The 24,926-nt window shown below is 74.0% G+C and carries 24 protein-coding genes and 1 pseudogene; 14 read left to right on the top strand and 11 right to left on the bottom strand.

Annotation, left to right across the window (positions count from 1 at the left end; genetic code table 11):
• Positions 1-45 precede the first annotated feature (45 nt).
• Positions 46-291: pseudogene (locus tag BLU95_RS06455) on the top strand (ABC transporter permease); the annotation flags it as partial.
• Positions 292-325: 34 nt separating this feature from the next.
• Here BLU95_RS06455 and BLU95_RS06450 read toward each other — a convergent pair.
• Positions 326-937 carry a TIGR03086 family metal-binding protein gene (locus BLU95_RS06450; RefSeq protein ID WP_093859123.1) on the bottom strand — a complete coding sequence of 204 codons (612 nt, stop codon included), beginning with the start codon at positions 935-937 and terminating at the stop codon, positions 326-328.
• 180 nt (positions 938-1,117) lie between these two features.
• Here BLU95_RS06450 and BLU95_RS06445 point away from each other — a divergent pair, with 180 nt between their 5' ends.
• The 8 genes from BLU95_RS06445 (at position 1,118) to BLU95_RS06405 (ending at position 10,188) form a co-directional block, all read left to right on the top strand.
• Positions 1,118-2,386 carry a PA0049 C-terminal domain-containing protein gene (locus tag BLU95_RS06445; protein WP_093859122.1) on the top strand — a complete coding sequence of 423 codons (1,269 nt, stop codon included), beginning with the start codon at positions 1,118-1,120 and terminating at the stop codon, positions 2,384-2,386.
• A 232-nt stretch (positions 2,387-2,618) separates the two neighbouring features.
• Positions 2,619-2,984 (top strand): helix-turn-helix domain-containing protein, encoded by a 366-nt coding sequence (locus BLU95_RS45800; RefSeq protein WP_502689810.1) that lies wholly within the window; start codon positions 2,619-2,621, stop codon positions 2,982-2,984.
• Positions 2,985-3,163: 179 nt separating this feature from the next.
• Positions 3,164-4,555, top strand: coding sequence for an amino acid permease (locus BLU95_RS06430; protein ID WP_093859119.1), 1,392 nt, complete (start codon positions 3,164-3,166; stop codon positions 4,553-4,555).
• An 86-nt stretch (positions 4,556-4,641) separates the two neighbouring features.
• A complete protein-coding gene (locus BLU95_RS06425) occupies positions 4,642-5,343 on the top strand; it encodes a Crp/Fnr family transcriptional regulator (RefSeq protein ID WP_231978348.1) in 702 nt (233 codons plus the stop codon).
• Positions 5,344-5,469: 126 nt separating this feature from the next.
• Complete coding sequence (locus BLU95_RS06420) at positions 5,470-6,474, top strand: hypothetical protein (RefSeq protein ID WP_093859118.1); 1,005 nt, start codon at positions 5,470-5,472, stop codon at positions 6,472-6,474.
• The gene (locus tag BLU95_RS06415) at positions 6,471-8,615 is read left to right on the top strand and encodes a hypothetical protein (RefSeq protein ID WP_093859117.1); all 2,145 of its coding nucleotides are present in this window, start codon (positions 6,471-6,473) and stop codon (positions 8,613-8,615) included. Before BLU95_RS06420 ends, BLU95_RS06415 begins: the two co-directional genes overlap by 4 nt.
• Positions 8,612-9,562, top strand: a complete 951-nt coding sequence (locus BLU95_RS06410; RefSeq protein ID WP_197698723.1) for a hypothetical protein — start codon at positions 8,612-8,614, stop codon at positions 9,560-9,562. Before BLU95_RS06415 ends, BLU95_RS06410 begins: the two co-directional genes overlap by 4 nt.
• A gap of 101 nt (positions 9,563-9,663) precedes the next feature.
• Positions 9,664-10,188 (top strand): Pycsar system effector family protein, encoded by a 525-nt coding sequence (locus BLU95_RS06405; RefSeq protein WP_159424804.1) that lies wholly within the window; start codon positions 9,664-9,666, stop codon positions 10,186-10,188.
• A 54-nt stretch (positions 10,189-10,242) separates the two neighbouring features.
• Here BLU95_RS06405 and BLU95_RS06400 read toward each other — a convergent pair whose 3' ends face one another.
• Both BLU95_RS06400 and BLU95_RS06395 read right to left on the bottom strand, forming a co-directional pair.
• Positions 10,243-10,890, bottom strand: a complete 648-nt coding sequence (locus BLU95_RS06400) for a cysteine hydrolase family protein (RefSeq protein ID WP_173862010.1) — start codon at positions 10,888-10,890, stop codon at positions 10,243-10,245.
• Between the two features lie 105 nt (positions 10,891-10,995).
• Positions 10,996-11,988, bottom strand: coding sequence for a GlxA family transcriptional regulator (locus tag BLU95_RS06395; RefSeq protein WP_093859114.1), 993 nt, complete (start codon positions 11,986-11,988; stop codon positions 10,996-10,998).
• Positions 11,989-12,239: 251 nt separating this feature from the next.
• On the opposite strand from BLU95_RS06395, the gene BLU95_RS06390 reads away from it, so the two are divergent.
• Positions 12,240-13,514, top strand: coding sequence for a M23 family metallopeptidase (locus BLU95_RS06390; RefSeq protein WP_093859113.1), 1,275 nt, complete (start codon positions 12,240-12,242; stop codon positions 13,512-13,514).
• A 110-nt stretch (positions 13,515-13,624) separates the two neighbouring features.
• Here BLU95_RS06390 and BLU95_RS06385 read toward each other — a convergent pair whose 3' ends face one another.
• Genes BLU95_RS06385 through BLU95_RS06375 form a run of 3 tightly spaced genes read right to left on the bottom strand, consistent with a single transcriptional unit; the run spans position 13,625 to position 15,370 of the window.
• Positions 13,625-14,293 carry a rhomboid-like protein gene (locus tag BLU95_RS06385; RefSeq protein ID WP_093859112.1) on the bottom strand — a complete coding sequence of 223 codons (669 nt, stop codon included), beginning with the start codon at positions 14,291-14,293 and terminating at the stop codon, positions 13,625-13,627.
• 26 nt (positions 14,294-14,319) lie between these two features.
• Positions 14,320-14,688, bottom strand: a complete 369-nt coding sequence (locus BLU95_RS06380) for a hypothetical protein (protein ID WP_093859111.1) — start codon at positions 14,686-14,688, stop codon at positions 14,320-14,322.
• Between the two features lie 58 nt (positions 14,689-14,746).
• Positions 14,747-15,370 (bottom strand): DUF4291 domain-containing protein, encoded by a 624-nt coding sequence (locus BLU95_RS06375; protein ID WP_093859110.1) that lies wholly within the window; start codon positions 15,368-15,370, stop codon positions 14,747-14,749.
• A 192-nt stretch (positions 15,371-15,562) separates the two neighbouring features.
• On the opposite strand from BLU95_RS06375, the gene BLU95_RS06370 reads away from it, so the two are divergent.
• Positions 15,563-16,093, top strand: coding sequence for a universal stress protein (locus tag BLU95_RS06370; protein WP_093859109.1), 531 nt, complete (start codon positions 15,563-15,565; stop codon positions 16,091-16,093).
• 115 nt (positions 16,094-16,208) lie between these two features.
• Here the strand turns inward: BLU95_RS06370 and BLU95_RS06365 are convergent, their stop codons facing one another.
• On the bottom strand, positions 16,209-16,829 hold the full coding sequence (locus BLU95_RS06365; protein ID WP_093859108.1) for an L-threonylcarbamoyladenylate synthase: 621 nt from the start codon (positions 16,827-16,829) through the stop codon (positions 16,209-16,211).
• Between the two features lie 188 nt (positions 16,830-17,017).
• Between BLU95_RS06365 and BLU95_RS06360 the strand changes: the two genes are divergently transcribed.
• Both BLU95_RS06360 and BLU95_RS06355 read left to right on the top strand, forming a co-directional pair.
• Positions 17,018-18,316, top strand: a complete 1,299-nt coding sequence (locus BLU95_RS06360) for a cytochrome P450 (RefSeq protein ID WP_093859107.1) — start codon at positions 17,018-17,020, stop codon at positions 18,314-18,316.
• Positions 18,317-18,542: 226 nt separating this feature from the next.
• The gene (locus BLU95_RS06355; RefSeq protein WP_231978346.1) at positions 18,543-19,496 is read left to right on the top strand and encodes an agmatine deiminase family protein; all 954 of its coding nucleotides are present in this window, start codon (positions 18,543-18,545) and stop codon (positions 19,494-19,496) included.
• 22 nt (positions 19,497-19,518) lie between these two features.
• Here the strand turns inward: BLU95_RS06355 and tatA are convergent, their stop codons facing one another.
• The gene (tatA, locus tag BLU95_RS06350; RefSeq protein ID WP_093859105.1) at positions 19,519-19,830 is read right to left on the bottom strand and encodes a Sec-independent protein translocase subunit TatA; all 312 of its coding nucleotides are present in this window, start codon (positions 19,828-19,830) and stop codon (positions 19,519-19,521) included.
• 431 nt (positions 19,831-20,261) lie between these two features.
• On the opposite strand from tatA, the gene BLU95_RS06345 reads away from it, so the two are divergent.
• Positions 20,262-21,533, top strand: a complete 1,272-nt coding sequence (locus tag BLU95_RS06345; RefSeq protein WP_093859104.1) for an ATP-binding protein — start codon at positions 20,262-20,264, stop codon at positions 21,531-21,533.
• A 64-nt stretch (positions 21,534-21,597) separates the two neighbouring features.
• Here the strand turns inward: BLU95_RS06345 and BLU95_RS06340 are convergent, their stop codons facing one another.
• The 3 genes from BLU95_RS06340 to BLU95_RS06330 form a co-directional block, all read right to left on the bottom strand.
• Positions 21,598-22,215 (bottom strand): DUF6058 family natural product biosynthesis protein, encoded by a 618-nt coding sequence (locus BLU95_RS06340; protein WP_093859103.1) that lies wholly within the window; start codon positions 22,213-22,215, stop codon positions 21,598-21,600.
• A complete protein-coding gene (locus BLU95_RS06335; protein ID WP_159424803.1) occupies positions 22,212-23,546 on the bottom strand; it encodes an MFS transporter in 1,335 nt (444 codons plus the stop codon). The genes BLU95_RS06340 and BLU95_RS06335 overlap by 4 nt, the downstream gene beginning before the upstream one ends.
• Positions 23,547-23,692: 146 nt before the next feature.
• Entirely contained in the window at positions 23,693-24,853 is a 1,161-nt protein-coding gene (locus BLU95_RS06330; protein WP_093859101.1) for a HesA/MoeB/ThiF family protein, read from the bottom strand.
• Positions 24,854-24,926: the final 73 nt, after the last annotated feature.

The raw sequence follows: 24,926 nt of genomic DNA, 5'->3' as shown, positions 1-24,926 counted from the left end.
CGTCTGTCAGGCCCGGGGGCCGCGTCGGAAAAGGGTTGTGAAAAAGGCTTGACTCAGGCAATCACGATGCCACTGTTCTTCGGCTCCAACGCCCTCTACCCGGTCGACCTGATGCCGGGCTGGCTCCAGGCGGTCAGCCTGGCCAACCCGCTCAGCTACCAGGTCGACGCCCTGCGCGGGCTGCTGATCGGCACCCCGTCGCACCTGCTGCTGGACTTCGGCGTCCTCACCCTCGCCACCGCCCTCGGCATCACGTCCGCCTCCGCCCTCCTGGGCCGCCTCGCCCGCTGATCCGACGTCGGCGGCCGCGCGGGATGCGACGGTGTCAGATGCGGTCGGCAGACCACGCCGGGTCGCGGCCGGTGAGGGCCAGCAGCTGGGCCTCGGCGTCCGCGCCCGGCGGCGCGGCGAACGGTGGGTCGAAGCGGCCGGTGCCGGCCAGGTCGCGGTAACCGTGGAACTCCGTGAGCGCGTAGCGCGCGGAGCCCGGGGGCATCCGGCCGTGCTCGCCGAGGGCCCGGGAGAGGTCCCAGCCGTGGACGACGGTCTCGGCGACCAGCTCGCGGGCGTAGCCGCCCGCGTCCCGTACGCCGTAGCCGAGGTGGACCAGCAGGTCGGGGGCGCCGGGTCGGTCGAGCGCGCGTTGTGCGCTGCGCACGGCCATGGACCAGACGCCCGAGGGGTTGCGGCCGAGGACGTCGCCCTCGAAGCGGTGGCCGATCTGGGCCGGGGTGTAGCCGGCGATCGCCTGGCACACCCAGAGGTGCTGGGCGGCGAGGTGGTTCACCAGGGCGCGCACGTCCCAGTCGCGGCACGGGGTGGGCGCGGTCCAGACGTCCTCGGGCGCCGAGCGCAGCAGCCTGGCCACTTCGGCGCCGGTGGCCGCGTAGTGCTCGCGGACCTCGGTGTGGAATCCGGGTGGGTGGGGACACTCCATCGCCGGGCCTCCGTTTCTGCCCTGCTCACTCCCAGTAAACCGCTACGGGGCGTGACTCGCCAGGGGGCGGAGGCCGCTTCTGCAGGGGGTCTCCGGGGGAGGGGGCGGTGTGCCGTCACTGTGCGTCGTGATGGCGAGGCGCTCTGGTGGAGTCCGGAGCCGCTCTGTAGTGTCCATGCCATGACGACCGTTCGGCGCCGGGCCGCTCTCACCGCGACCCTCATCGGCGCTCTCGCCGCCTCGATCCTCCCCGCCGCCGCCACCGCCCACGCGGCCGGTCCCGGCTGCCGGACCGTCGACTCCGCGCCGCTCGACCGGGAACAGGCCCGCACCGCGGACCCGCGGACCGCCGCGCTGACCGAACGCGGCGGCCTCGGCGACTTCGTCACCCGGTTCCCCGCCGCGCTGTGCAGTGCCCGCACCTCCGCCGAGGCGGGCCGGCTCCTCGACGCCTGGGGCGGGGCGCTCTGGCGGGCCGGAGTGGACCGCGCCCAGGGCCGCCGCCCCGGCGGCGACCTGCCGGCCGCCGACGACCGGCCGCTCTACTGGACCAGGGTCACCATGACCGTCCGGCTCGCGCGCTGGCAGCCGGGCTTCACCGTCGACCCGGCCGCGCTGCGGCAGCGCTTCGAGGACGCCTCGCGCGGGCTGGCCGACGACGGGTTCGGCGGCCGCCCGGGAGTGCGGCGGATCTTCGTCAGCGGCTTCGACCCGTTCGGCCTGGACGCCGAGCCGCGCCGGGCCAACCCCTCCGGCTCGGCCGCCCTGCAGCTCGCCGGCCGCCGGATCACCCTCGCCGACGGCACCCCGGCCGAGGTCCGCTCGGTGGTGTTCCCGGTCCGCTACGGCGACTTCGACCTCGGCACGGTGGAGCGCGCCTACGCCCCGAGGCTCGCCCGCGGGCCCCGCGCCGCGGACCTCATCACCACCATCAGCCAGGGCTATCCCGGGCTGTTCACCCTGGAGGCCTGGGCCGGGCGTTCCCGCTCCGCCGACCCCTATCCCGACAACATCGGCGCGCTCTCCGGCGGCACCCGGGACCACCCCGTCACCGCCCCCGGCATGGGCCCGGGTGCCGAGTTCATCGCCACCAGCCTGCCCACCGGCCCGATGACCGCCGTTCAGCAGCCCTACCCGGTGCGGCTGAACACCACCGTCACCGAGATCCCGGCCGGCGGGACCGCGCCGGTCGACCGGGAGGACGGCCCGACCCCCGGCTCGCGGGCGGTCGCCGGCGGCGGCGGGGGCTATCTCTCCAACGAGGTCGCCTACCGCACCAACCGGCTGCGCCTGGAACTCGCCCCGCAGCTGCCCGGCGGCCACCTGCACACCCCGGTGCTCACCGGTCTCCCGGATCAGCCCGAGCTGCTGACCGGGCCGGCCTTCGAGCAGAACGAGGCCGCGATCACCGGCGAGGTCCTCGACATCCTGCGGCACACCTCGGGCTGACGCGGTGCCGGCGGCCGGGGTACTGCCGGGCCGGTGCTGCCGGTGCTGCCGGTGCTGCCGGGCCGGTGGGCAGGGCGGGGGCAGGTCGACGGGTACGGGCGGCGGCCGGGGTGCCGCCGCCCGCGCGAGCGGTGGATGCGCTTGCCGGGCACATGGCAGAATCGTGCGGTCACGCATGTTCATCGGGGGATGACAGCTCATGTGGTCGGTGGAGAAGGAACGGGAAGTCGGCGTGCCCGACGGCCGAGGTGAACGCGGTGCGCGCGGCGATCGTGGCGAACGAGCCGAGCCCGGGCCGGGAGGCGGCGCGCGGCCGCCCGTCGCACTGAGCCGGGCCGAACTCCGGGTGGCCGAGCTGGCGGCGCGCGGCCGCACCAACCGTCAGATCGCCCAAGAGCTCTTCCTCACCGTCAGCACCGTCGAACAGCATCTGACCAGCTCCTACCGCAAGCTCGGGGTCAAGCGCCGGGCGGACCTGCCGGGGCACCTGCTGCCGGACGCGACGGACGCGCCGGACGCGACGGACGCGCCGGACGTGACGGCTGCGACGGCCGACGCGGCCGTCGTCGTGGCAGCCATGGCCGCTGCGGGGACGTGACCCCGGTCGGCGCGGTGGCGCCGGACGAGTGACCGTCCGGGGGCTTCGCGACCGCAGGTCTTCCGGTGGGCGGGCCCGTCCGGAGAACAAATCCCACCGATTTGGTACAAGGTGCCGCCTGCACCAGCATGGGCGTCCGCTCCACCGAGCGCGCAGGACAGGAAAGGCCCGACGCCCCCATGCAGACCAGCCCGGCCGTGACCCGGCAGGCACCCCGACCCGCGCGGACGGACGTCGACCCGACGCCCCCGCCCCACGCCCCGGCCACGCCGCCGGCCGGCCGCCGCTTCGGTCTGCCGACCGCGACCGCACTGGTGATGGGGAACATCATCGGCGGCGGCATCTTCATGATCCCGGCCGCCGTGGCCCCCTACGGGACGGTCAGCCTGCTGGCCTTCGCCGTGCTGACGGCAGGGGCGATCACCCTGGCCCTGGTCTTCGGCCGGCTCGCACGCCGCGACCCGCGCACCGGCGGCCCGTACGTCTACGCGCGCGAGGAGTTCGGCGACTTCGCCGGCTTCCTGGCCGCCTGGTCCTACTGGATCACCACCTGGGTCAGCAACGCCGCGCTCGCCGTCGCCGCCGTCGGCTACCTCGACGTGCTGTGGCCGGTCGGCCGGTCCACCGGCCTCGCCCTCGTCTGCGCGCTCGCCGTCCAGTGGCTGCCCGCGCTCGCCAACCTGGCCGGCACCCGGTACGTCGGCGCCGTCCAACTCGTCTCCACCGTGCTCAAGCTCGTCGCCCTGATGGTGGTCTCGGTGGCCGGCCTCAGCGCCTTCGACCCGGCGAACCTCGGACCTTTCGACGCGACCGGCGAGGGCTGGCTCGCCGGGACGACGGCCGCTGCGGCGATCCTGCTCTTCAGCTACCTCGGTGTGGAGTCCGCCGCCATGAGCGCGGGCCAGGTCCGCGACCCCGAACGCAACGTCGGCCGCGCCAGCGTGCTCGGCACCGCCGGCGCCGCGGTGGTCTACCTGCTGGGCACGCTGGCCGTGTTCGGCACCGTGGCCCACGAGCGGCTGATCCACTCCACCGCGCCCTTCTCCGACGCCGTGAACACCGTCTTCGGCGGCTCCTGGGGCGGCACGGCCGTCGCCGTCGCCGCCCTCGTCTCGATGACCGGCGCGCTCAACGGCTGGACCCTGCTCTCCGCCCAGGCCCCCTGCGCCGCCGCCAGGGACGGCCTCTTCCCGGCCGTCTTCACCGTGGAACGCCGCGGCGTCCCGGTCGTCGGCGTCCTGGTCGGCGTCACCCTCGCCTCGCTGCTCACCGTCCTGAACTTCGCCTCCGGCGCGAAGTCGGCCTTCGACACCCTGGTGCTGGTCACCACCTTCACCGCCACCGTCCCCTACCTCCTCTCCACCGCCGCCCAGCTCCGCTGGCTGCTGCGCGGCGATCGCGCCCGCGTCGCCCCGGCGCGCCTGGCCCGCGACCTGACCCTCGCCCTCGGCGCCTTCGCCTTCTCCGCCTGGCTCGCCGTCGGCTCCGGCTGGGCCGCCGTCTGCCAGGGCACCCTCTTCCTCCTCGCCGGCGTCCTCGTCCACGTCGTCCGCACCGCCCGCCGCCGCTGACGGCGACCCGGCCGCCCGGCCGCCCGGGCCGGTGCGGGTTCTCCGGGAGGTCCGCGCACGGCCGTGGACGGTCCTATCGTCGTTGCATGGATTCCCGCGCCGGCCGAACGCCGGACCCGTCGGAGCAGACGCTGCGTCACCTCATGGGGGAGGCGCGCTGGTCGGCGATGCTGACCGGCGCGCACGTCCGCCGTCACCCGATCGGCAGCACGCTGCTGCGGCAGGGAGAACCGGGCACCCATGTCCTCGCGCTGCTCGACGGTGTGGCCAAGGTGGTCCGCCGGAAGCCGGACGGTGGCCTCACCCTGCTGGCTTTCCGGGGCCCCGGCGAGGTGCTCGGCGAAGTGGCGGTGCTGGACGGCATCGTGCGGATGGCTGACGTCGAGGCGATAGGGCAGTGCACGGTGGCCGTGGTGAGCAGCGCGGCCTTCCTGAGGTTCGTCGCGGACCAGCAGCTGTACCCGGTCATGGTCCGGTACGCCCTCGGCCGGCTTCGGGAGTCGGACGTCGCCCGTGACGGCGGGGATGTCGGGGCCCGGCTGGCGGCGGCACTGGTGTTCCTGGCCGAGCTCTCCGGTGGTGCGCCCGGTGCCGGAGGGTCGGCGGAGGTCGCTCTCGCACTGACCCGTGACGAGCTGGCCCAGTACCTCGGCGTTTCCCGGAATACGATCAGCGCGGGCCTCGCCGAGCTGGGGCCGGCGGGTGTCGAGTGCGGGCGCCGCCGCATTGTCGTGGGCGACCTGCCGGCCCTTCGGAACGCGGCCGCTCCGGCGGCGATCCGGGACTGACCGGTCATCAGTTCGTGTGGCGGCTGTCACTGGTGTTCCGCACCGAGCGGGCACACGGCGCCGTACGTCCTCGGGAAGCTGGTGTCCCGAACCCGCGCACCGAACGTCACATCCCGAGGAGTCCCCGTGTCCGACTTCGGAAACCCCCAGTCCGGCGCCGGCCGCCTGCCCGAGGCGACCGCGCAGCCCTTCAGTCGCAGCCGGCGGCTCCCCCCGTACCGGGGGATCGTCGCCGTCGACGCCAAGGGGTTCACCGGTTACCCCGCCATCGAGCACGGCGAGATCAGCCGGGCGATTCCCGAACTCCTGGAGGAGTCCTTCGTCCGGGCCGGCCTGGCGGAGGTCTGGGCCGAGCGGCGGTTTCCCGCCTCCACCGGGGACGGCTATGTCTTCGGCTGCGACCCGGAGTGGATGCCGTTCGTGATCCACCCCTGGCTGCACACCCTTCAGGAGATGCTGGAGGAGTTCAAGCTGCACGCGTCGGGGACGGTGGGCATGCGGCTGCGGGTCGGCCTCAACATCGGGCCGCTGGCGGACCGCGGCCGCGACTTCGACGGCAACGGTACGGCGCGGAACGACACCCACCGCCTGCTCGACTCGCGTCCCGTCAAGGACGCGCTCGCGAACTCCAGGGCGAGTGTCACCCATGTCGCCGCGATCCTCTCCGACCGTTGCTTCCAGGACGCCGTGGCCGGCGGCTACACGGGACGGCACCCTGATCGCTTCCTGGAGGTGTCGGCCACCGTCGAGGGCAAGCCGTTCGAGCAGCGGGCCTGGCTGTTCGTGCCTTCGCCCTCGGGGGACCTCCTCGGGAACCGTACGGCCGGGGACGAGCGGGCGGAACCGGCGTCCACCGGCGTCGCCCAGGAAACGGCCGCGGCGTCCCCGGCGCGGCCGGAGAGGCCGGAGAGGCCGATGGTCCGGGCGGACCGGAGCAACGTGAACAGCGGCACGGTACACGGCGGACAGAACGTCACCAATGTCCTGAGCGGCACGGTCTCCGGCGGCGTCGTACAGAGCGGCGGCGTACAGGGCGGATCCGTGCGGGGGATCGGCTCCGTCGGCGGCGACTACATCGAGGGCAACAAGGGCGACACGGTCCACGGTGACAAGAACGAGTACCGCCGGTGAGTACCGCCGACCCCAGTGAGGACCTGGCCGACCGGGGTGAGGACCTCGCCGACGAGGTCGGACTCGGACTGCGCGACCGGGCGATGACCGGTGTTCCGTACAGCCTCATCATCGCTCCCCAGGCGAACATCAACACCGGCTCGGTCCGCGGTGGCCAGCACGTCGCGAACAGCGGTGTCCTGGCGCACGGCCGGCCGGAGGCCCACGAAGGTCCGATCTCCGCACCGGAGGTCCAGGGGGCCTGTGCGGGCTTCGCCGAGCCGGCCTGGTTCGGTACCGCGCTCGCCGAGCTGGACGGAGGCATCCTCTTCCTCCACGGGGAAGCCGGCACGGGGCGCCGGACGGCCGCGCTGAACCTGCTGCACCGGCACAGCGGCAGCAGTACGGACCTCTGCGCGCTCGACGGCGATGTGGACCTGTCGGCCTGGCGCCCGGCGGGGACCGGGGTGCGCGGCTATCTGGTGCACGGCCTGCTCCCCCAGCACCTGCCCGGACCGGCGGGCCTGGCGAACCTCCGCCGGCTGCTCCGGGACGCGGACGCCCGGATGGTCGTCATGCTGCCGAACGAGCCGGACCGGGTCCGGGCCCTTGTCCGGGACCTGCACGTCGTTCCGGTGCGGTGCGATCCGCCGCCGCCCCCGGCGGTCTTCGAGGCCCGCCTCCGTGCCGCGGTGCCCGACCCGGACCGCCGCGGCGAACTGCTCGGACGACTGGAGCCGGGGCTCCTCGACTCGCTACTCGCCCCCGAACTCCTCCCTTTCCAGGTGGCCGAACTCGTCACCGCGACGGCCGCGTCCGGCGGCGACGGACCGGATCCCGCCGAACTGAGGGAACACCTGGACTCCCTCGCGAGGACCGACGTACCCGAGCTGCTGGACCCACTCCTCCGTGACCCCGAGGGCCTCGCGTTCCTCCTGGCGATCTGCGTCTTCGAAGGTTTCGACCACCAGGTGGTCAGGGACGAGGCGGACCGGCTGCTCGCCCTGGCCGACGGGCGACTGGGCGACGTCCTGCCGAACGGCGGGGGAGCGGAGCGGGAGGACGCGTCGGGCGGAGGGGACCGGAGGCAGCCGAACCCGGACTTCGTGTTCCGCCGGTCGCTGGACGAACTCCTGGACGCCGTCCGAGCCCGGTGCGGACCCCGGGAGATCCGCCGGCACAACCGCATCACCTATTCCGTCGAGCCGGTGCGCTTCACCCGGCACCGCCAGGCCGAGACGGTCCTTCAGCATGTCTGGCGCCAGTACGGGAAGCTGCCCGGCCTGCTGACCGAGTGGCTCAAGGCCGCTCTCCTCGGCGACGCCGGACTGGCCGGCCCGGTCGGGCAGGTGATGGGCCTGGCCGCAGGCTGGGGCGGAGGCCGCCGCGCGCTGCGCCACATCGAGGATCTGGCCCTTACGGACCACGCCTCCGGTCGGACCGCGGCCGCGTACGCTCTCGGCGTCGCGGCCCGCGACACCGTGCTGGTCGTCGAGGTCAAATCCCTGCTCCGCAAGTGGAGCGAAAGAAAGGACTGGCGGCTGCGGATCACGGCTGCCCGCGCCTGCGGCACGGAGTTCGGCCTCTCCAGGCCCGGGGTGGCGCTGACGCTGCTGCGCAGCGCCTACCGAGGAGCAAAGGGCGAGGAGGAGAAGGTCGCGAAGACGGTGAGACTCTCGCTGCGTTCCCTGTCCGCCGCGGGTAATCAGTCGACCGTTCTCCGCAGGATCGCCGAATGGGCCGAAAGTTCCGGGGACGCGGCACAGTTGGCTCTGGACGTCCTTCCCGAGGTGCTGGACGACGACCCGGAGTGGTTCCTCGCCGAGCTGAGAGCCGGCGGTGAGGACGCTGAGCTTCTCACCGCGCTCGTCCGCCGGATCCTCGACGACGACGGTTGCTTCGACGCGGCCTGCCGAGTCCTGATCGACTGGTGCCGGGTCGCCGGGTGGGGGACGGTACTGCGGTCGGCCGTCGAGACGCTGCTCACCGATCTCGCCAGGGACCTGGGGCGAGGAGCTCTGCGCCTGTTCGTCGAGATCGACAGCGACAAGGACCCGGACATCGTCGGACGGTCCATTGCCCAGCACGCCCTGACCGCCTGGCGCCGTGGTTACCAGCAGTACCACCACGCTGCCGCCCACCCGAACGGAGGGATCTCATGACCGCCGACCTCGATCCGCCCGCCTACGTCCGGGCCGCCCACGCGCCCTGGCGCGAGATCCTGGGCCACCGCTGGTCCGGACGGCGCGACCGGGCGCTCGTCCTGTGCGACCGTGACGGTCACCTCCGCCGGGCGGGGAGGACCCGGCACCGCTTCGGAGCCGAGGACGATGCCCCGGTGGAAGGCCGCGCGGGCCTGTGGGGGTACGAGAGCGCGTACCTGGTCCAGCTCGACGAACGGCCCGCCCTCCGGGCGGTGGGCTTCCCGACCCCGTACGGCACGGAGCCCTTCGACGTGCACGTGCTGTGGTGGGTCCACGATCCGGTCCAGGTGGTGCGGACCCGGACCGTGCGCGGCTGGTTCCCGGTGCGCAAGGACCTCGAACAGCGGCTGCGCCGCCTCTACGAGCAGCACGCCGCAGCCGGGCAGTCGCTCGGCGCTCCCGGGGTGATGCAGTACATGGCCGCACCCCACCTCATGGTCGACTGCGGCCTCGGATACCGCGTCACCGAGGTGTCCGCGCGGGAGAACACGGCGGAGCTGCAGTTGGGGAACGCCGGCGGGGCCGCCGGTCCGCCCCGGGGCTGGCACGAGTGGAGCCGTGAGGAGTACGAGTTCTGTCGGCGCCAGGTCCAGGACGGCCCGGTCTCCCTCGCGGCTCTTTGGCTGGCCCGCAAGCCGGAGGAGGTCCGGCAGGTACTGGACTGGACGGTCGACCACGCCGACCTGTTGCGTGGTGCGACCGACTGGCAGGACGGCGTGGCAGGTCTGCTCGGCAAGCTGACCGTCCAGGAGCAGCAGGAACTGTCCCGGTTGCTGCGCGACCGGCTGCTTGCCCTCGGCCGCCCGGTGCCCGGGCCCCAGCCTCCGCCCTCGGCGGGATACGGGACGGGGCACCGGGTGGCCGAGGGGTGGGCGAACGGTGCGACGAACGGACGGCCGGTGTGATGCGGTCGACCGGCGGTGATGCTTCGGGGCGGCGGGCGCGGCGCGTACGGCGGAGCACGGCTGGGCGGGGGTCTCGGCCGGGTGTGTACCGTCGCAGGGTCGTGCCGCCCGCCGTGCGGGCCGAGCCGACCCCGCAGGCTGTGATGGCCATGGAGCGTCTGCTGGCGGCCAACAGCGCGGAGTTGATCAGGGCCGACACCAAGGCTGCCGTCCTCCTGGGCTTCACCGGTGCGGCTCTCGGCGCCTTCGTCCCGTTGACCAGGAAGGACGGCGCCGGGATCGCGGCCCACGGCTGGGACACCCGCTTCCTCTGGTGGACCGCGGTGCTCAGTGCCCTGTTCGCGGTGGGTTGCTTCGTGTCCGCCATCGCCCCCCGTCACCGGAAGGGGCGGGGGGACGACGCACAGGGTCCCGCTTACTTCGAGCACATCGGGGCGGGGGTCGGCCGGGGGCGGCTCGGCCGGGCCTTCGAACAGGCCGGGCGCGACCCGGCCGGACCGCTGTTGGCTTCTCTCACGGCGACCAGCGCGATCCTCCGGGTCAAGTACCGGTGGATCGAGGCGGGGGCGGTCCTCCTGCTCCTGGCACTGCCCCAGTTCGCCGCAGTGCTCCGGCCCGGGGTGTGAGTCCGGGCCGGGAGCGGGTGCGGGGAGTCGGGCCTCAGGGTGCGCCCCGGGCGGTCAGGCGGGGAGGGCGGCCGGGGTGGGGGCGACGAGGCCGAAGAGGTCGGTCACGGTGGTGAGGGCGGCGGACTGGAGGGTGGCGGCGGGGACGACGGTGCCGTCGGGGGCGGTGAGCGGGCGGGTGGCGGTGGCGGAGGCGACGACGGTGGGGCGGTAGCCGAGGCGGAAGGCGCCCTGGGCGGTGAAGGTGACGCACATGTGGGTCATGAAGCCGGCCAGGACGAGGTCCTTGCCGCTGTCCGGCGCGAAGCCGAGGGCGGTGAGGGCCGCGGTGAGTTCGGTGGCGTGGAAGGCGTCGGGGAAGGTCTTGACGACGACGGGCTCGCCGGCGTCGGGCGCGACCTCGGCGCTGATCGCGCCGATCTCGGTGCGGATGTCGTACGGGGTGCCCGGGCCGCCGTCGTTGACGACGTGGATCACCGGGGTGCCCGCGGCGCGGGCGCGCCGCAGGAGGTCGGCGGCGGAGGCGAGGGCCTCCTCGGCGCCGTCCAGGGCCATCACGCCGGTGCGGTAGGTGTGCTGGAAGTCGATCAGGAGCAGAACGGAGTCGGCCAGCCGGGGAAGCCGGTCGTCCAGGCCGATCACGGTGCGCAGGGGAGCGGACGGGGTGGTGTGCGTGGTCACAAGAGTGCCTTTCCAGGACATTTTGCTTGTTTCAGGGCAGGAGGGAGGGCTTGTTTCAGGGCAGGAGGGAGGGCTTGTTCCGGGGCAGGAGGGAGGAAGGGAAGGGCCGGGCGGTGGGGCGAGGTGTCAGACGGACGGTGTGCGGAAGCGGCGGCGGTAGGCGCCGGGGGTGGTGGCGAGCCGGCGGCGGAAGGCCCGGTGGAGGGTCTCCGCCGAGCCGAGCCCGGCCGCCGCCGCGACCTGCTCGAGCGGCCGGTCGGTGGTCTCCAGCAGGCGCCGGGCCGCCTCCACCCGGGCCGCCTCGACGTACCCGGCCGGGCCGGTGCCGGTCTCCTGGGTGAAGACGCGGGCGAAGTGCCGCTCGCTGAGGCACATCCGGGCGGCCAGGGCCGGGGTGGAGAGGTCGCCGTCGAGGTGCCCGGCGATCCACCGCAGCAGCTCGTCGATGTCGCGCCGCTCGGTGGCCGGGTGGCTCAGCGGGACGGAGAACTGGCTCTGCCCGCCCTGCCGCTTGAGGTACATCACCAGCTGCCGGGCCACCGCCAGCGCGGTCCGTTCGCCCTGGTCCTCGGCCACCAGGGCGAGCGCGAGGTCCAGGCAGGCGCTGATGCCGGCCCCGGTCCACAGCCGGCCCCGGTCGGTCCGGACGAAGATCGGGTCGGGGTCGACCGTCACCTCGGGGTGCTCGGCGGCGAGCTGCGCGGCCGTCGACCAGTGGGTGGTCGCGGTCCGCCCGTCCAGCAGTCCGGCGGCCGCCAGGACGTGGGCGCCCACGCACACCGAGGCCACCCGGCGGGCGTGCGGCGCGGTCTCCCGCACCCAGTCGACGACGGTGGTGTCGACCTTGGCCACCGGCCCGTTCCCCGTCAGCTCGACCGCGCCCGGCACCAGCAGGGTGTCCACGTCCGCGCCGACCTCGGCGAAGGAGAGGTCGGCGAGCAGCCGCACCCCCGCCGAGGTCCGGACCGCCCCGCCGACCGGACCGGCGAGCCGGACCCGGTAGCCCGCCCGGCCGCCGGTCTCCCGGTTGGCCAGCGCGAACACCTCGGCGGGGCCGGTGACGTCGAGGAGGTCGACGTCGGGGAAGACCGCGACGACGACCCGGTGCGGAGTGGGCATGGGTCCATCCTCGGCCGGAGGGCCCGACGGCGGCAATGACGATTCGCTGTCACATTCGGACACGGGGCCGGCCGGGCCGGACGCCGACGGCGGACGCGCCCCGGATGCGGCTGGACGGGTGCAGTTCGCCGCCCGGCCGCGGCGGCCTCGGCCCGAAGCCGCGCGCCGCCGGGTTACATGGGCCTGCGCCTCGTCGGGCGGGGCGTACCGGTGTCCTGCGCGGCCCCGGACCCGACGAACGGAAGAGCACCATGGCAGAGCGCGATCCCCGCCACCGCACGTGCCGCAGACCCCTGGTGCGCGGGCTGGCCGCCGCCGCGCTCGCGACCGTCACGCTGCTGGCCCCGGCGGGCCCCGGGTACGCGACCGGCAGCGCCCGGCTGGCGCCCGGCACGCAGTTCACGCCGCTGACGGCGGCCGTGCTGACCGAGCCGACGCCGTTCGAGGCCACGGACGGCAGGACGCACCTCTCCTACGAACTGCTCGCCACCAGCGCGCTGTCCAGCGCCACGCCGCTGCGCCTCGACCGGGTCGAGGTCCGGGAGGCCGGCACCGAGCGGGTCGTCGGCTCGCTGAGCGGCCAGGCGCTGGCCGAGGCCGCCAATCCGGTGGGCGACCCGCTGCCGGGTGCGGACGGCTACACCCCGCCGCCCCCGGCGCCGACGCCGACCGTCGTCCAGGGTTCCCAGCAGTGGATCATCTGGATCGACCTGGTCCTCGACCCCGGCCGGCCCGCGCCGGAGGTCCTCGAGCACCACCTCGTGGGCGCCGTCCTCACTCCCTCCGGGCCCTCCGCCTTCGAGGAGACGGTGCAGACCACCCCGACCGGCCGTACCGCGCCGTTGGACCTGGCCCCGCCGGTGCGGCCCGGCGCCTGGTACGCCAGCGAGTCGTGCTGCGGCAACACCCACCACCGGCGCGGCCTCGGCCCGGTCAACGGCCGCTTCGGCGTGCCGCAGCGCTTCGCGATCGACTGGTACAAGGTCGGTGAGCAGGGGCAGACCTGGGAGGGCGACCCCGCACGGCTCACCGACTACCTGAGCTACCGGCAGCCGGTCGTGGCCGCGCTCGGCGGCCGGGTGGTGGAGGTGCAGGACGGTGTCCCGGACAACCCGCCGCCGGTCACGCCGCCGGTGCCGCCGATCGAGGACACCGTCGGCAACCACGTCACGGTGGAGGTCGCGCCGGGCCGGTACCTGCTCTACGCCCACCTGGAACCCGGCTCGTTGGCCGTCCGGGAGGGCGACTGCGTCGAACCGGGACAGACGCTCGGGCTGATCGGGAACAGCGGCAACTCCACCACGCCGCACCTGCACTTCCAGGTGATGACCACGGCCGAGTTCTTCCCGACCGACAGCCCGCCGTTCACCTTCCGGTCGTTCCGCGTCGTCGGGCAGGTCGAACCCCGGATCTGGGACGACAACCTGGGCCTGCAGCCGACCGGTGTCCTGCCGATCACGCCCTCGCCGTACGAGGGGCCGCACCGTTCGAAGTACCCGCTCGACCGCGAGGTGCTGGAGTTCTGACCTGACCCGACCTGACCGGTCCGGTCCGGAGCGGTCCGGAGCGGTCGGACGGCGGAGGGGCCGCGCGATGTCGCGCGGCCCCTCCGCCGTCCGGGTGCACTCCTACCGCGTCACGCGGGCCGCCCGGCGACCTGCGGCGCGCTCCGTCCCACCAGCGGGCGCAGGCCGAGGCGGTGCGCGGCGGCGAGGGCGAGCCCGCCGAGCAGTGAGGCCAGGTGGCCGACGGCGGCCGTCTCGCCGTCCGGGAGGCCGGCCAGCAGCGCGGGCGCCGCCACCGCCAGCATCAGCAGCCAGACCGCCCGCGACCACGCCGGGCGGGCCCGGGCCGCGGCCAGCGTCAGGGCGGTGACCACGACGTAGGAGGGGCCGGTGTCCATCGCGTGCGCGGCCTCGGCCGGCAGCGAGCCGTGCTGGATCCGCCACCACACCAGGCCCTCGGTGAGGGCGGTCGCCGCGAGGTGGACGAGGGCCACCGAGGCCACCGCCCGCCGGGCGCCGAGCGCGCCGACCACCGCGAACAGGGAGAGTGCGAACACCGGCCAGACCCAGATGGTGTCCTGCGGCACGAAGACCGAGACGGTCAGCGACTCGATCGGGTGGCCGTCCGGCCACAGGCGCAGATTGCCGAGGTCGGTGGACGCCCAGGTGCGCAGCGCGTGCACCCGCTCGGGCGGGAGCAGGTGCAGCACCGGCCACATCGCGGCCAGCACGGCCACGTACCAGAACGCCGGATTGCGCGGCAGGCGCCGTATCCACGGGCCGAGCGGGGGGAGCTCCATCGGGAGCTTCGTCGCCATGCCGGGGGCTACCGGTGGCGACGGGGGGATGCCGACCCGCCCGCGAAGGCCGCTCCCGCGACGAGCGCGACTGTGCCCGCCACCATCAGACCCCGCCGGGAGCGCCAGGACAGCACCGACCACCGCGAGTTGGCGGAGAGCAGCGAGCCGACGCTCAGCCACGAGCCGATCGAGAGCGCGGACGCCGCCGAACCGGCCGAGCCGATCGACAGGAAGCTGCCGACGGAGCCGACCGACAGCACCGAGCCGACCGAGCCGATGGACAGCACCGACCCGACCGAGCCGATGGACAGGACGGAGTCCCCGGACGGCAGCGCCCACCCGTGCGAGAACACCGTCGCCGGGGAGGGCGACGAGGAATCACTACGCTTGCTCATCCGCTGATCGTATGCCGCCGCGGGGACGCCCGGACGCCGCCCCGCTCCTTCGGGCGGCTCACCCGCCCAGGTGGGGCGGCAGGCCGCCGGCCACCGGGTAGGGCCGCTCCTCGGGCAGCAGTCGGCGGGCCGCCTCCGGTTCGCCGTCCCGCAGGTGTCCGTGGATCCGCCGCACGAGCGGGGTGAGGTCGGTGATCGACACCGTCCATTCGTCGGCGTAGCGCCGCGCGGCCTCCCCGTTCAGGCCCAGTTGCAGCGAGCGGTAAGGCAGGGGCCGCAGCTGGAGGTCGCGCTCCGGGTCCCACTGGACCCGGGCGGGCGAGTGCTTCAGCAGCCGTTGCCAGCTCGCCCGGTCCGGATGGAGGCCGCGCTCGTAATGGGCGAGGCAGGCGTGCTCCAGGGCCCATTCGAAGCCGGCCCGGTCGATCTCGACGGCGAGCACGGTCTCCTGCCCCTCCTTGGTGGCCCAGCCGCAGCGGTACATCATCCAGAGGAACGACGGTTTGATCCAGGTCGTCCGGTCGCGCTTCCAGTGCGCCGGGAACCGGCCGTCGCGGGCGGCCGGCAGGCCGATCCCGGGGGAGTAGGCCTGGTACACGGTCACGGTGGCGGCGGTGTGGACGGCGCGGATGCGGCGCTTCGGCTCGGGGGCGGTCGGTTCCGGGGTGTTCGGCGGGGGCACGTCGATCAGGGTGGCGAGGGTGGTGGGCAGGCTGCCAGCGAATTTTCGGGGGCGGGGGTTCCGCGGGGGTTCCGCATGCCTGCATGATGCAAGGCCACATTCAGTTTAAGCCTTTGATTTGCAGGCTGAGATCCCTTGTGGAACCATAATCGCCAAGCACAGGGACGATCGAACACCGGAAAGTGAAGGATCATGTCGGACGGCGCACGCGTCATCGTCGGAGTCAGTGGCTCGCTGGGGAGCCTGACCGCTCTGCACCGGGCGGTGGGCGAGGCGCGTGACCGGGGTGCGGTGCTGGTGCCGGTGCTGGCGTGGACGCCGGCGGGCGGGGAGCACAACTACCGGCTGCGGCCCTGCCCGCCGCTGCTGCGGGCCTGGGAGGACATGGCCGCCGCCCGGCTTGAGCGGGCGCTGGACGAGGCGTTCGGCGGGCTCCCGGCCGGGATCCGGGTCGAGCCGCAGGCCGTCCGCGGCCCGGCGGGCCCGGTCCTGACCGGGCTGGCCGACCGGCCGGGGGACCTGCTGGTGGTGGGCGCGGGCCGGCACGGCACCGTCCGCGGTGCGGTGCGGCGGATGCTCGGGGGCGGCTCGGTGGGCCACTACTGCCTGGCCCACGCCCGCTGCACCGTCCTCGCCGTGCCGCCGTCGGACCTCCAGGACGACCTGCGCGCACTGCGCCGAGGTGTCGACCTGCGCGAACTCGCGGCCCTCGCCGCCGCCTGATCCGCCGCTGCCTGAGCCACCGCCGCCCGATCCGCCGCTGCCTGACTCGCTGCCGCCTGACGCGCCGCCGTCCTGTTCGCCCGGGCCCGGGGCCGGAAGCCCCGGGCCCCGGGGGTCACTCGAAGCGGCTGGGGTCGCCGGCCCCCCGCCGGACGATCTCCGGCTCGCCCTCGGAGAAGTCGACCACCGTGGTGGGCACGGTGCCGCAGTCGCCGGAGTCCACCACGGCGTCCAGCACGTGGTCCAGCCGCTCCTTGATCTCCCACCCCTGGGTCATCGGCTCCTCCTCGCCGGGGAGGAGCAGGGTGCTGGAGACCAGCGGCTCGCCCAGTTCGGCGAGCAGTGCCCGGGTGACGGCGTGGTCGGGGATCCTGACGCCCACCGTCTTCTTCTTCGGGTGCATCAGGCGGCGGGGCACCTCCTTGGTGGCCGGGAGGATGAAGGTGTAGCTGCCCGGCGTCGCGGCCTTGATCGCGCGGAAGACGTTGTTGTCGAGCTGGACGAACTGCCCCAGCTGCGCGAAGTCCTCGCACATCAGGGTGAAGTGGTGGCGCTCGTCGAGCCGCCGGATCGACCGGATCCGGTCGAGGCCGTCACGGTTGTCCAGCTGGCAGCCCAGCGCGAAACAGGAGTCGGTCGGGTACGCGATCAGGGCCCCGGACCGGAGACTGGCCGCCACCGTGGTGATGGTGCGCGGTTGGGGGGACTCTGGATGCACGTCGAAGTACTTCGCCATTGGCCGACCCTACGGGATCCCGGCGACCGGCGGGCGCAGCCGCGACGGCCGGCGGTCCACTGGCGCGGCGTCCCGCGGGTGCGGCGTCCCGCCGGTGCGGCATCCCGCGGGTGCGGCATCCCGCCGGGGCCGGCCGGACCGGTCGGCGTGCTGGTCGTCGGCCGGGGTGCGGCGTACGGTCCCTCGGTATGGGCATCGATCAGGCGCGGGCGAACCGGATCTTCCTCCCGGAGACCTACGCCGAGGGCGTTCCGTACGAGCTGTTCCGCGAGCTGCGCGCCGAGGCGCCGGTCTGCTGGGTGGAGGAGCCCGCGGTGGGGCCGTGGCCGGCCGGACCCGGCTACTGGGCGGTGCTGCGGCACGCCGACGTCAAGTACGTGCTGCGCACACCGGAGTTGTTCTCCTCGCACCTCGGCGCGACCCAGATCCGCGACCCCGGCACAACGGCCGATCTGGACTTCGCCCGCACCATGATGCTCAACCAGGACCCGCCGGACCACTCCCGGCTGCGCCGCGCCGTCGCCGCCGCCTTCACCCCGCGCGCGCTGCGCGAGCTGACCGTGGACATCGAGCGGCGGGCGGCCGAACTCGTCGCCGGTATCGCCCCGTCCGGCGAGGTCGACATCGTGCCGCTCGCCGCCGATCTGCCGGTCTGGACGCTGGCGCGGATCCTGGGTGTGCCCGAGCAGGACCGGCAGCTGCTGGTCGACTGGTCGAACCGGGTGATCGGCTACCAGGACCCGGACCACGCCCGGTCCAGCACGGCGGACCCGTCCCGGCTCACCGCCATGGGGCGGGACGCGCTCGGCCACCGCCCCGCGGACCTCACCGCCCCCGACGGCCGCCCGCTCGATCCGCGCTCCCGCGCGGCCCTCGCCGACATGTTCGCCTACGCCCACGCGCTCGCCGAACAGCCGCCGCCGGGCAGCATGGTGGCCCGGATGCGGGAGGCCGGGCTGAGTGCCGCCGAGTTCGAGACGATGTTCTTCCTGTTCGCCGTGGCCGGGAACGAGACGCTGCGCAACGGACTGCCCGGCGCCCTGTACTCCCTGCTGACCCACCCCGAGCAGTACCGACTGCTGCGCCGCCGGCCGGAGTTGACCGGATCGGCGGTGGACGAGCTGCTCCGGTTCTGGCCGCCGGTGATCGAGTTCCGGCGCACCGCCACCCGGGACCTCGTCCTGGCCGGGCGGCCGATCGCGGGCGGGGACAAGGTGGTCGTCTACCACGCCTCCGCCAACCGCGACGGGACGGTCTTCCCGGACCCGGACCGCCTCGATCTCACCCGCACGCCCAACGACCACGTCAGTTTCGGTCACGGCCCGCACTTCTGCGTCGGGGCGCAGCTCGCCCGGATCCAGATGGCGGCGATGCTGCGCCGCATCGTCGCCGCCTGGCCCGAGCCGGAGCCGGCGCCGGGCCCGCCTCCGCCGCGGCTGGTCTCGAACTTCCAGAACGGGCTGAAGGAGCTGCGCGTGCGCCGGTGACGGGGATCCCGGGGTGGGGGTGCTGCCTCCGAAGCGCGATATTGACTGAATTTTCAGTCCAAGGCAGGATGTGGGCGCCCCCACCGGCCTGCCCCGGGTGCGCCGACGGGACGCGCCCATTCGCCCGTGCCTCGGTGCCCGGGGCGGTCCGCCCGCACCCACCGGAGGTACCGATGGACAAGCCCGATCTCTCCCGACGCCGGCTCCTCCGCCTCGGCGCCGCGCGGTGCAGCGGGACGTCGCCAACCTCGCCAAGGAGATCTCCCGCTTCGAGCCGGTCGTGATGGTGATCGGTCCCGAGCTGGTGGCCTCCGCCGCCCCGCTCTGCGACACCGGCGCGGTGCCCGGCTCCCGAGGCATCACCTTCCTGCCGGTCTCCAACGACGACCTGTGGATCCGGGACTTCGGCCCGACCTTCCTGGTCGGTCAGGGGACGGTCGCCGGCCTCGACACCAACTTCAACGGCTGGGGCAAGACCGGGACGAGCTACGAGCGAAACTTCGCCAGGGACGCCAGGGCCGCCGCCGCGCTGCTCGCCCACTACGGAATCGCGCGGGTCCGGGCCCCGTTCACCGGGGAGGGCGGCTCGCTGGAGACCGACGGGCAGGGCACGATGCTCGCCACCGTCAGCTCCCTGGTGAACCCCAACCGCAACCCCGGGCTGAGCCGGGCCGAGGTCGAGCGGCGGCTCAAGTCCTCGCTCGGCGCGGAGAAGGTGATCTGGCTGGCCGGCCTGGCGGGCCAGGACATCACGGACGGCCACATCGACTGCGTGGCCCGGTTCAGCGCGCCCGGACGGGTGATCCTGGGGCGTCCGGGGCCGGGCTCCGCCCCGATGTGGCTCGACGTCTGCACCGAGGCCGAGCGAGTCCTGCAGACCGCCACCGACGCCAGGGGCCGGGCGCTGACGATCGTCGAGCTGCCCGGGCCGGACCACAGCAGGATCCGGGGGACCGGGCCCGCGTTCCTGTCGAGCTGCACCAACCACTGCACCGTGAACGGTGCCGTCCTCGTACCGCAGTTCGGGCACGCGGAGGCCGACGAGGCGGCCCGGGCGATCCTCGCGGCCGAGTACCCGGGGCGCACCGTCGTACCGGTCGTCGTCGACGCCGTCGCGGCGGGCGGCGGAGGCATCCACTGCGCCACCCAGTCCCAGCCCGTCGCCCCCGCGGCGGGCTGACCCGCGGGCCCGGCCAACCGGCTCAGGCCGGTCGGCCGGGCCGCGCGCGGCCCTCGGGTCCGGCGGTCGTCGCCGTCGCCGGTGCGACCGGCGGTACGGGGGCGACCGGCGGCCCGGCGGCGCCCGGTGTCACCGGTGCGACCGGAGTGACCGGTTCGGGCGCCTGCTCGGCCGCCGGGCCGTCCTCGCGCATTGCCGCCGTCTCGGCCTTGAGGATGCGCATCGACTTCCCGAGTCCGCGTGCCATCTCGGGCAGCTTCTTCGAGCCGAACAGCAGGATCACGACCGCCAGCACCACCAGCAGGTGCCAGGGCTCCAGACCGTTGCGCAGCATGTCCACTCACCGGGCCTTTCCGTATCGCCGTCGAACCGGGTGTCCCGCCAGCGTAAATGTGACTGATTTTTCAGTCAATATGTCGGGATTCGACCCGCCGCGGGGATCCGGCGGTTCGAGCGCGGTCCCGGCCGGCGCCCCCGGGTCGGGGTCACGCCGTAACCGCCGAAGGTGATGCTCTGCGGCTCCGTGAGCCGGCCGATTCCGTCCGTCGTGCGGCGATCCTGCCGCACCGTACCGACACGCCCCGCTCCGGCCGGTCGGGCGGGTGCGCCCCGGGGCGGGAGAGGTCCGGCGGGACGCGGGGAAGTCGCTGCCGCGTACGGTTCGTCCACGCCGCTTTGGCCCGAACGGCGCGCGACGGCCCCACCGCGCCGGACCTAGGTTCACCGGAACCCGCAGGCAACCGGCGCACCCGAGGAGCGACGCACGTGAACTGGCTGATCCACGACTACCGCGAGGACGACCTCGCCGCCGTCGTCCATCTGATCGACAGCACCGCCGGGCTCGGGCAGGAGTCGGTGTTCTCGCTCGCGGAGTGCATCGGCGCCCTCACCGCCCGCCAGCCCGCCGTCGTCGCGGTGCACGACGGCCTGCCGATCGGGGCCGCCCTCGCCCAGGTGGCGGGTGCGGGCGAGCGGGCCTGGGTGATGCGGGTGGCGATCGCCCCGGCCTGGCGCGGGCGCGGTCTGGCCAGCGCGCTGCTGCGGGAGCTGGAACGGCGGCTGGTCGAGGCCCGGGTGCGCCGGATCGCCTATGTGCTGCCGGCGGAGGAACTGCTCGGTGAGGGGCTGCGCAACGCCGGCTACGAACGGCGGCCCGCCGCCGCGTACTTCGAGAAGACCGAGCCCGCCGCGGGCCCCGCCGCCGGGACCCTGGACGAACTCGGCGGGCGGGTGCTGAGCGGGGACCTGTGGGACCAGGTCGCCGGGATGACGGCCGAGAAGGAGCTGATCGAGCGGCGGGTCGTGCTGCCGCTCGCCGAACCCGAGCGCGCCGCCCGGCACGGTGTGCGGCCGCCGCGGGCGATCACCCTGTTCGGGCCGCCCGGCACCGGGAAGACGACCTTCGCCCGGGCCATCGCCTCTCGCCTGGGCTGGCCGTTCGTCGAGCTGCTGCCGTCCCGCCTCGCCGACGAGGGCAACCTCGCCGCCGCGCTGCGCGGCGCGTTCACCCGGATCGGGGAGCTGGAGCGGGTGCTGGTCTTCATCGACGAGGTGGAGGAGATCGCTCCCGTGCGGGGCGAGCCCGGCCGGACGGGAGCCACCCACGGGGTGACCAACGAGCTGCTCAAGCTGATCCCCGGTTTCCGGGAGCGGGACGGCCGGCTGCTGGTGTGCGCCACCAACTCGGTCCGCTCGCTCGACCCGGCGTTCCTGCGCACCGGCCGGTTCGACTACGTCATTCCGATCGGCACCCCCGACCCGGACGCCCGGGCCGCGATCTGGGCGCGCTACGCGCTCGGCACCGACCGGGTGGACGTGGACGTCCCCGCCCTGGTGGCCGCCAGCGAGCACTTCTCGCCCGCCGACATCGAGCACGCCGCGCGCCTCGCCGCCCAGACGGCCTTCGAGCGCGACGACGCGGTGCCGGGCGCGACCACCGCGGACCACCTCGCCGCGATCGGCGCGTGCCGTCCGACGGTGACGGCCGCGATGGTGGCGGCGTTCCGGGCCGACATCGGGGCGCACGCCCGGCTGTGACCGTGCCGCCGACCGCGACCGCCTCCCGTCGACCGCCTCCCGTCGACCGCCGGACGGCGGGGGATCAGCCGAGCGGGTGGTCGCGGCGGACGGCGTCGATACAGGTGTCCCGGGAGACCGGGCCGCCGAAGCGGAGGCGGTCGTAGGCGGTGAACTCCGGCTCCAGGGCGTCCAGTTCGTCGACCAGCGCGTGCAGGGCGGGCAGCCGGGCGGGGTTGTCGCGGGAGGGGTCGCCGAGGGCCTCGGTGATGTCCCGGACCAGTTCGCCCTTGCGGCGCATGGTGACCGGGTGGAGGCGGTGCAGGCAGACGTTCTGGCCGCTGAGGTACGACTCGTACTCCTCCTCGCCCTCCGCCGGGTCCGCCCAGTGGCCCCGGAACCAGTCCGGCAGCTTCGCCAGCCCGCCCGCCTCGTCGACCAGTTCGAGGAGGTCGGGGGCGACCATCTCGGTGCCGTCGGAACGCAGGTAACCGGGCAGCGGGAGGCGCCCGGCGAGCATGTGGCCGCGCACCTCGTCCGGGTCCGCGCCGCGGCGGGCGCAGAGCACCTCCAGGGCCGCGAACTGCCGGTCGACGTAGGCGTCGTCGGCCTCGGTCATCGGGTGCTCGCCGTTGACCTCGAGGTAGCGCCGGGCGAGCCGCTCCCTCGGTGTTCCGGTCTCCGTGCTGCCGGTCTCCGTCATGCCGGGCCCTCCTTCGGGTGTCCGCCGGCCTCGACCGCGTCGGCCTCGGCCGCCCCGTCGCCGGTGCCGGTGGCGGAATCGGAGCCGCGCGGGTCGGCCCCGGGGCCGGGATCGATGCGCACCACGGGGGAGAATGCGGTGCCGAGGAACACTACCGCCTGCACCACGGCCGCGCACACGAAGAGCGTCCGGGTGGGGGAGGCGCCGGAGACCAGTCGGCCGCCGAGCACCGCGCCGAGCGGGATGGTCGCGTAGGCGGCGGCCCGGCTGACCGACACCACCCGGCCGATCACCTCGGAGGGCACCACCTTCTGCCGGGCGGTGAACCAGCTGACGATCACCAGCGAGGTGGCGACGCCCTCCACGCCCCAGGCGATCAGCACCGCCCACCAGGTGGGCACCAGGGCGGGCAGGACCATGGTCGCCCCGGACAGTCCCATGCCGAACGCCAGCAGCGGCCCCAGCCGGTAGCGGTCCGTCAGACGTGGCGCGAGCACTCCGCCCACCACGGCGCCGAGGCCCTGGGCGCCGAGGACGAGGCCGAGCACGACCTTCGGCTTCTCCTCGACCTCCAGCACGAGGTAGAAGAGGCTGCCCTCCACCGTCCACGCGGCGAGATTGGACAGCGCCATCAGCACGGTGCCCCAGAGCACCGCCCGCATGGTTCGCAGGGCGCGCAGGCCGTCGGCGAAGTCCTTGGCGATCCGGGCGGCCGTGGTGGGCCCCGCGGCGGGCGCGCGGGTGCCGGAGATGGCGGCGATCAGCAGCGCGGAGGCCCCGAAGGAGAGTGCGTTGACCAGCGCGGAGACCGGGACGCCCAGCGCCGCGACGGCGGTGATGCCGGCCACCGGCCCGATGAAGCCGAGCGCGCTGTCGACCGTCTGGGTCCAGGAGTTCACCCGGGCGAGCCGCCGCTCCGGCACCACGTCGACCAGGAAGCCCTGGAACGCCGGGAAGTAGAACGGGCGGACGCAGGCGAGCAGGAACGCGCAGAGGTAGATCGCGGCCAGCGGCGGACGGTCGAGGGTGGCCAGCGCGGTGACGGCGAGTGCCAGCACGGCGGAGGAGAGGTCGCACAGGATCATCACCCGGCGGCGGTCGAACCGGTCCGCGATGACGCCGGCGAAGAGTCCGAGCACAATGTAAGGAATGAACTCGATCGCGTAGGCGAGAGCGGTCGAGGTGGCCGATCCGGTGATTTTCAGGACAAGGACCGGAATGGCCAGCCGGTAGATCCAGTCGCCGATTCCGGAGACCAGGAATGCGGCGCGCAGGCGGATGTCCGCCGGGCCCGGGGTCGGACGTTCCTCGATCGGCTTCGCGGTGGGCACCGGCGTTCTCCTATGCACTTTTTCGATGGTGGGTCGGTGGGAGGTGAAAACACGTCCGGAATGCTTCCGGTGGAGCGCCGGAATCCCGGCGGGCGCCGTCGGTACGGCGCTCCCGCCGGGTTCCCGGCCGTTCGCGGGCCGTGGGATCAGAAGGGGAGCTCCTCCCGGTCGACCCGGGTCAGCCACTCGGCCCCGGCCGCGGGCCGGGCGTCGCGGCAGACCGCGCAGTCGGGGTCGCGGGTCCAGGCCTCGGCCTGGCGCACCCGGGGGTTGTGGAAGGTCTGCTCCAGCAGCCGGCCCACGGCGAGCGGCGGGCAGACCCGGGAGGCCAGCCGGACCATCTCGGAGACCATGTGGGCGGCGGCGACCACCACCAGTCCGTTGAAGGCGGCGGTGTCCTCGCCGTAGGCGCTGCCCTCGCGGTCGATGTCGTCGAGGACGTCCAGCACCATCCGCGAGGTCGGGTCGTCCCGGCGGACCTGGCCGTACCAGCACTCCACGCAGCCGCTGACGCCGGGCACCATCGTGTAGTGGATGGCCCGCTGGGTGTCGACGCCGCCGCCGATCAGGGTGGTGCCGGCCCGGACGCAGCCCTCGTTGAGCCAGTGCGCGACGTGCACCTTGGGGCGGTCGACCACGGCGATCACGATGTCCCGGTCGTGCACCACCGCGTAGACGTCGTCGGCGGACATCAGCTTGGCCTCGACCGCGTCGACCCGCACCCGGCTGTTGAGCCGGCGGGCCCGCTCGGCGGCGACATGGACCTTGGTGCGCCCCACGTCCGGCTCGCCGTAGATGATCTGGCGGTTGAAGTTGGAGACCTCGATCTTGTCGAAGTCGACGATCCGGATGTCCGTGAAGCCGATCGCGACCAGGTCGATCAGGGTGTGCGAGCCGATGCCGCCGACGCCGAGCACGGCCACCCGGGCGTCCCGGATGCGGCGCTGGAACTCGTACTTGGAGGTCCCCAGGGAGGCGTAGGTCTCGAAGAAGCCCAGGTTGTTGGACCAGCGCTCACGGGCCGCGGCGTCGAAGTCCTCGCCCAGGTCGGCGGTGTCCTGCACCAGGCCGCTCGCGTCCAGGTCGTCGACGGCCTCGCGCACGTCCTCGGCGGTGAGGTCGGGGTAGTCGGCGCTGAGGTCGCGGTGGACGGCGTCCAGGTCGCGGCTGCCGTCCAGGAGCTGGAGCAGCCTCAGCACGCGGCCGTCGGTGTCCTCCAACGAGGTCAGCTCACCACCGAGGCGGAAGTGGACCGAGCCGTCGGAAACGAAGTAGGGGATGCTCGTCTTGAGCGCGGGACGTGCCACGAATACCCCTCGGGGACTGAGCGACGGAAATCATGGGAATACCGGGTCCGGGAATATGCGGAGAGTTCCGGCC

It is taken from the genome of Streptomyces sp. TLI_053 (assembly GCF_900105395.1).
In the GTDB taxonomy this organism is placed as follows: Bacteria; Actinomycetota; Actinomycetes; order Streptomycetales; family Streptomycetaceae; genus Kitasatospora.
Note: the sequence above shows the minus strand (reverse complement) of the source record. Positions and strands in the feature narration are given on the sequence as shown.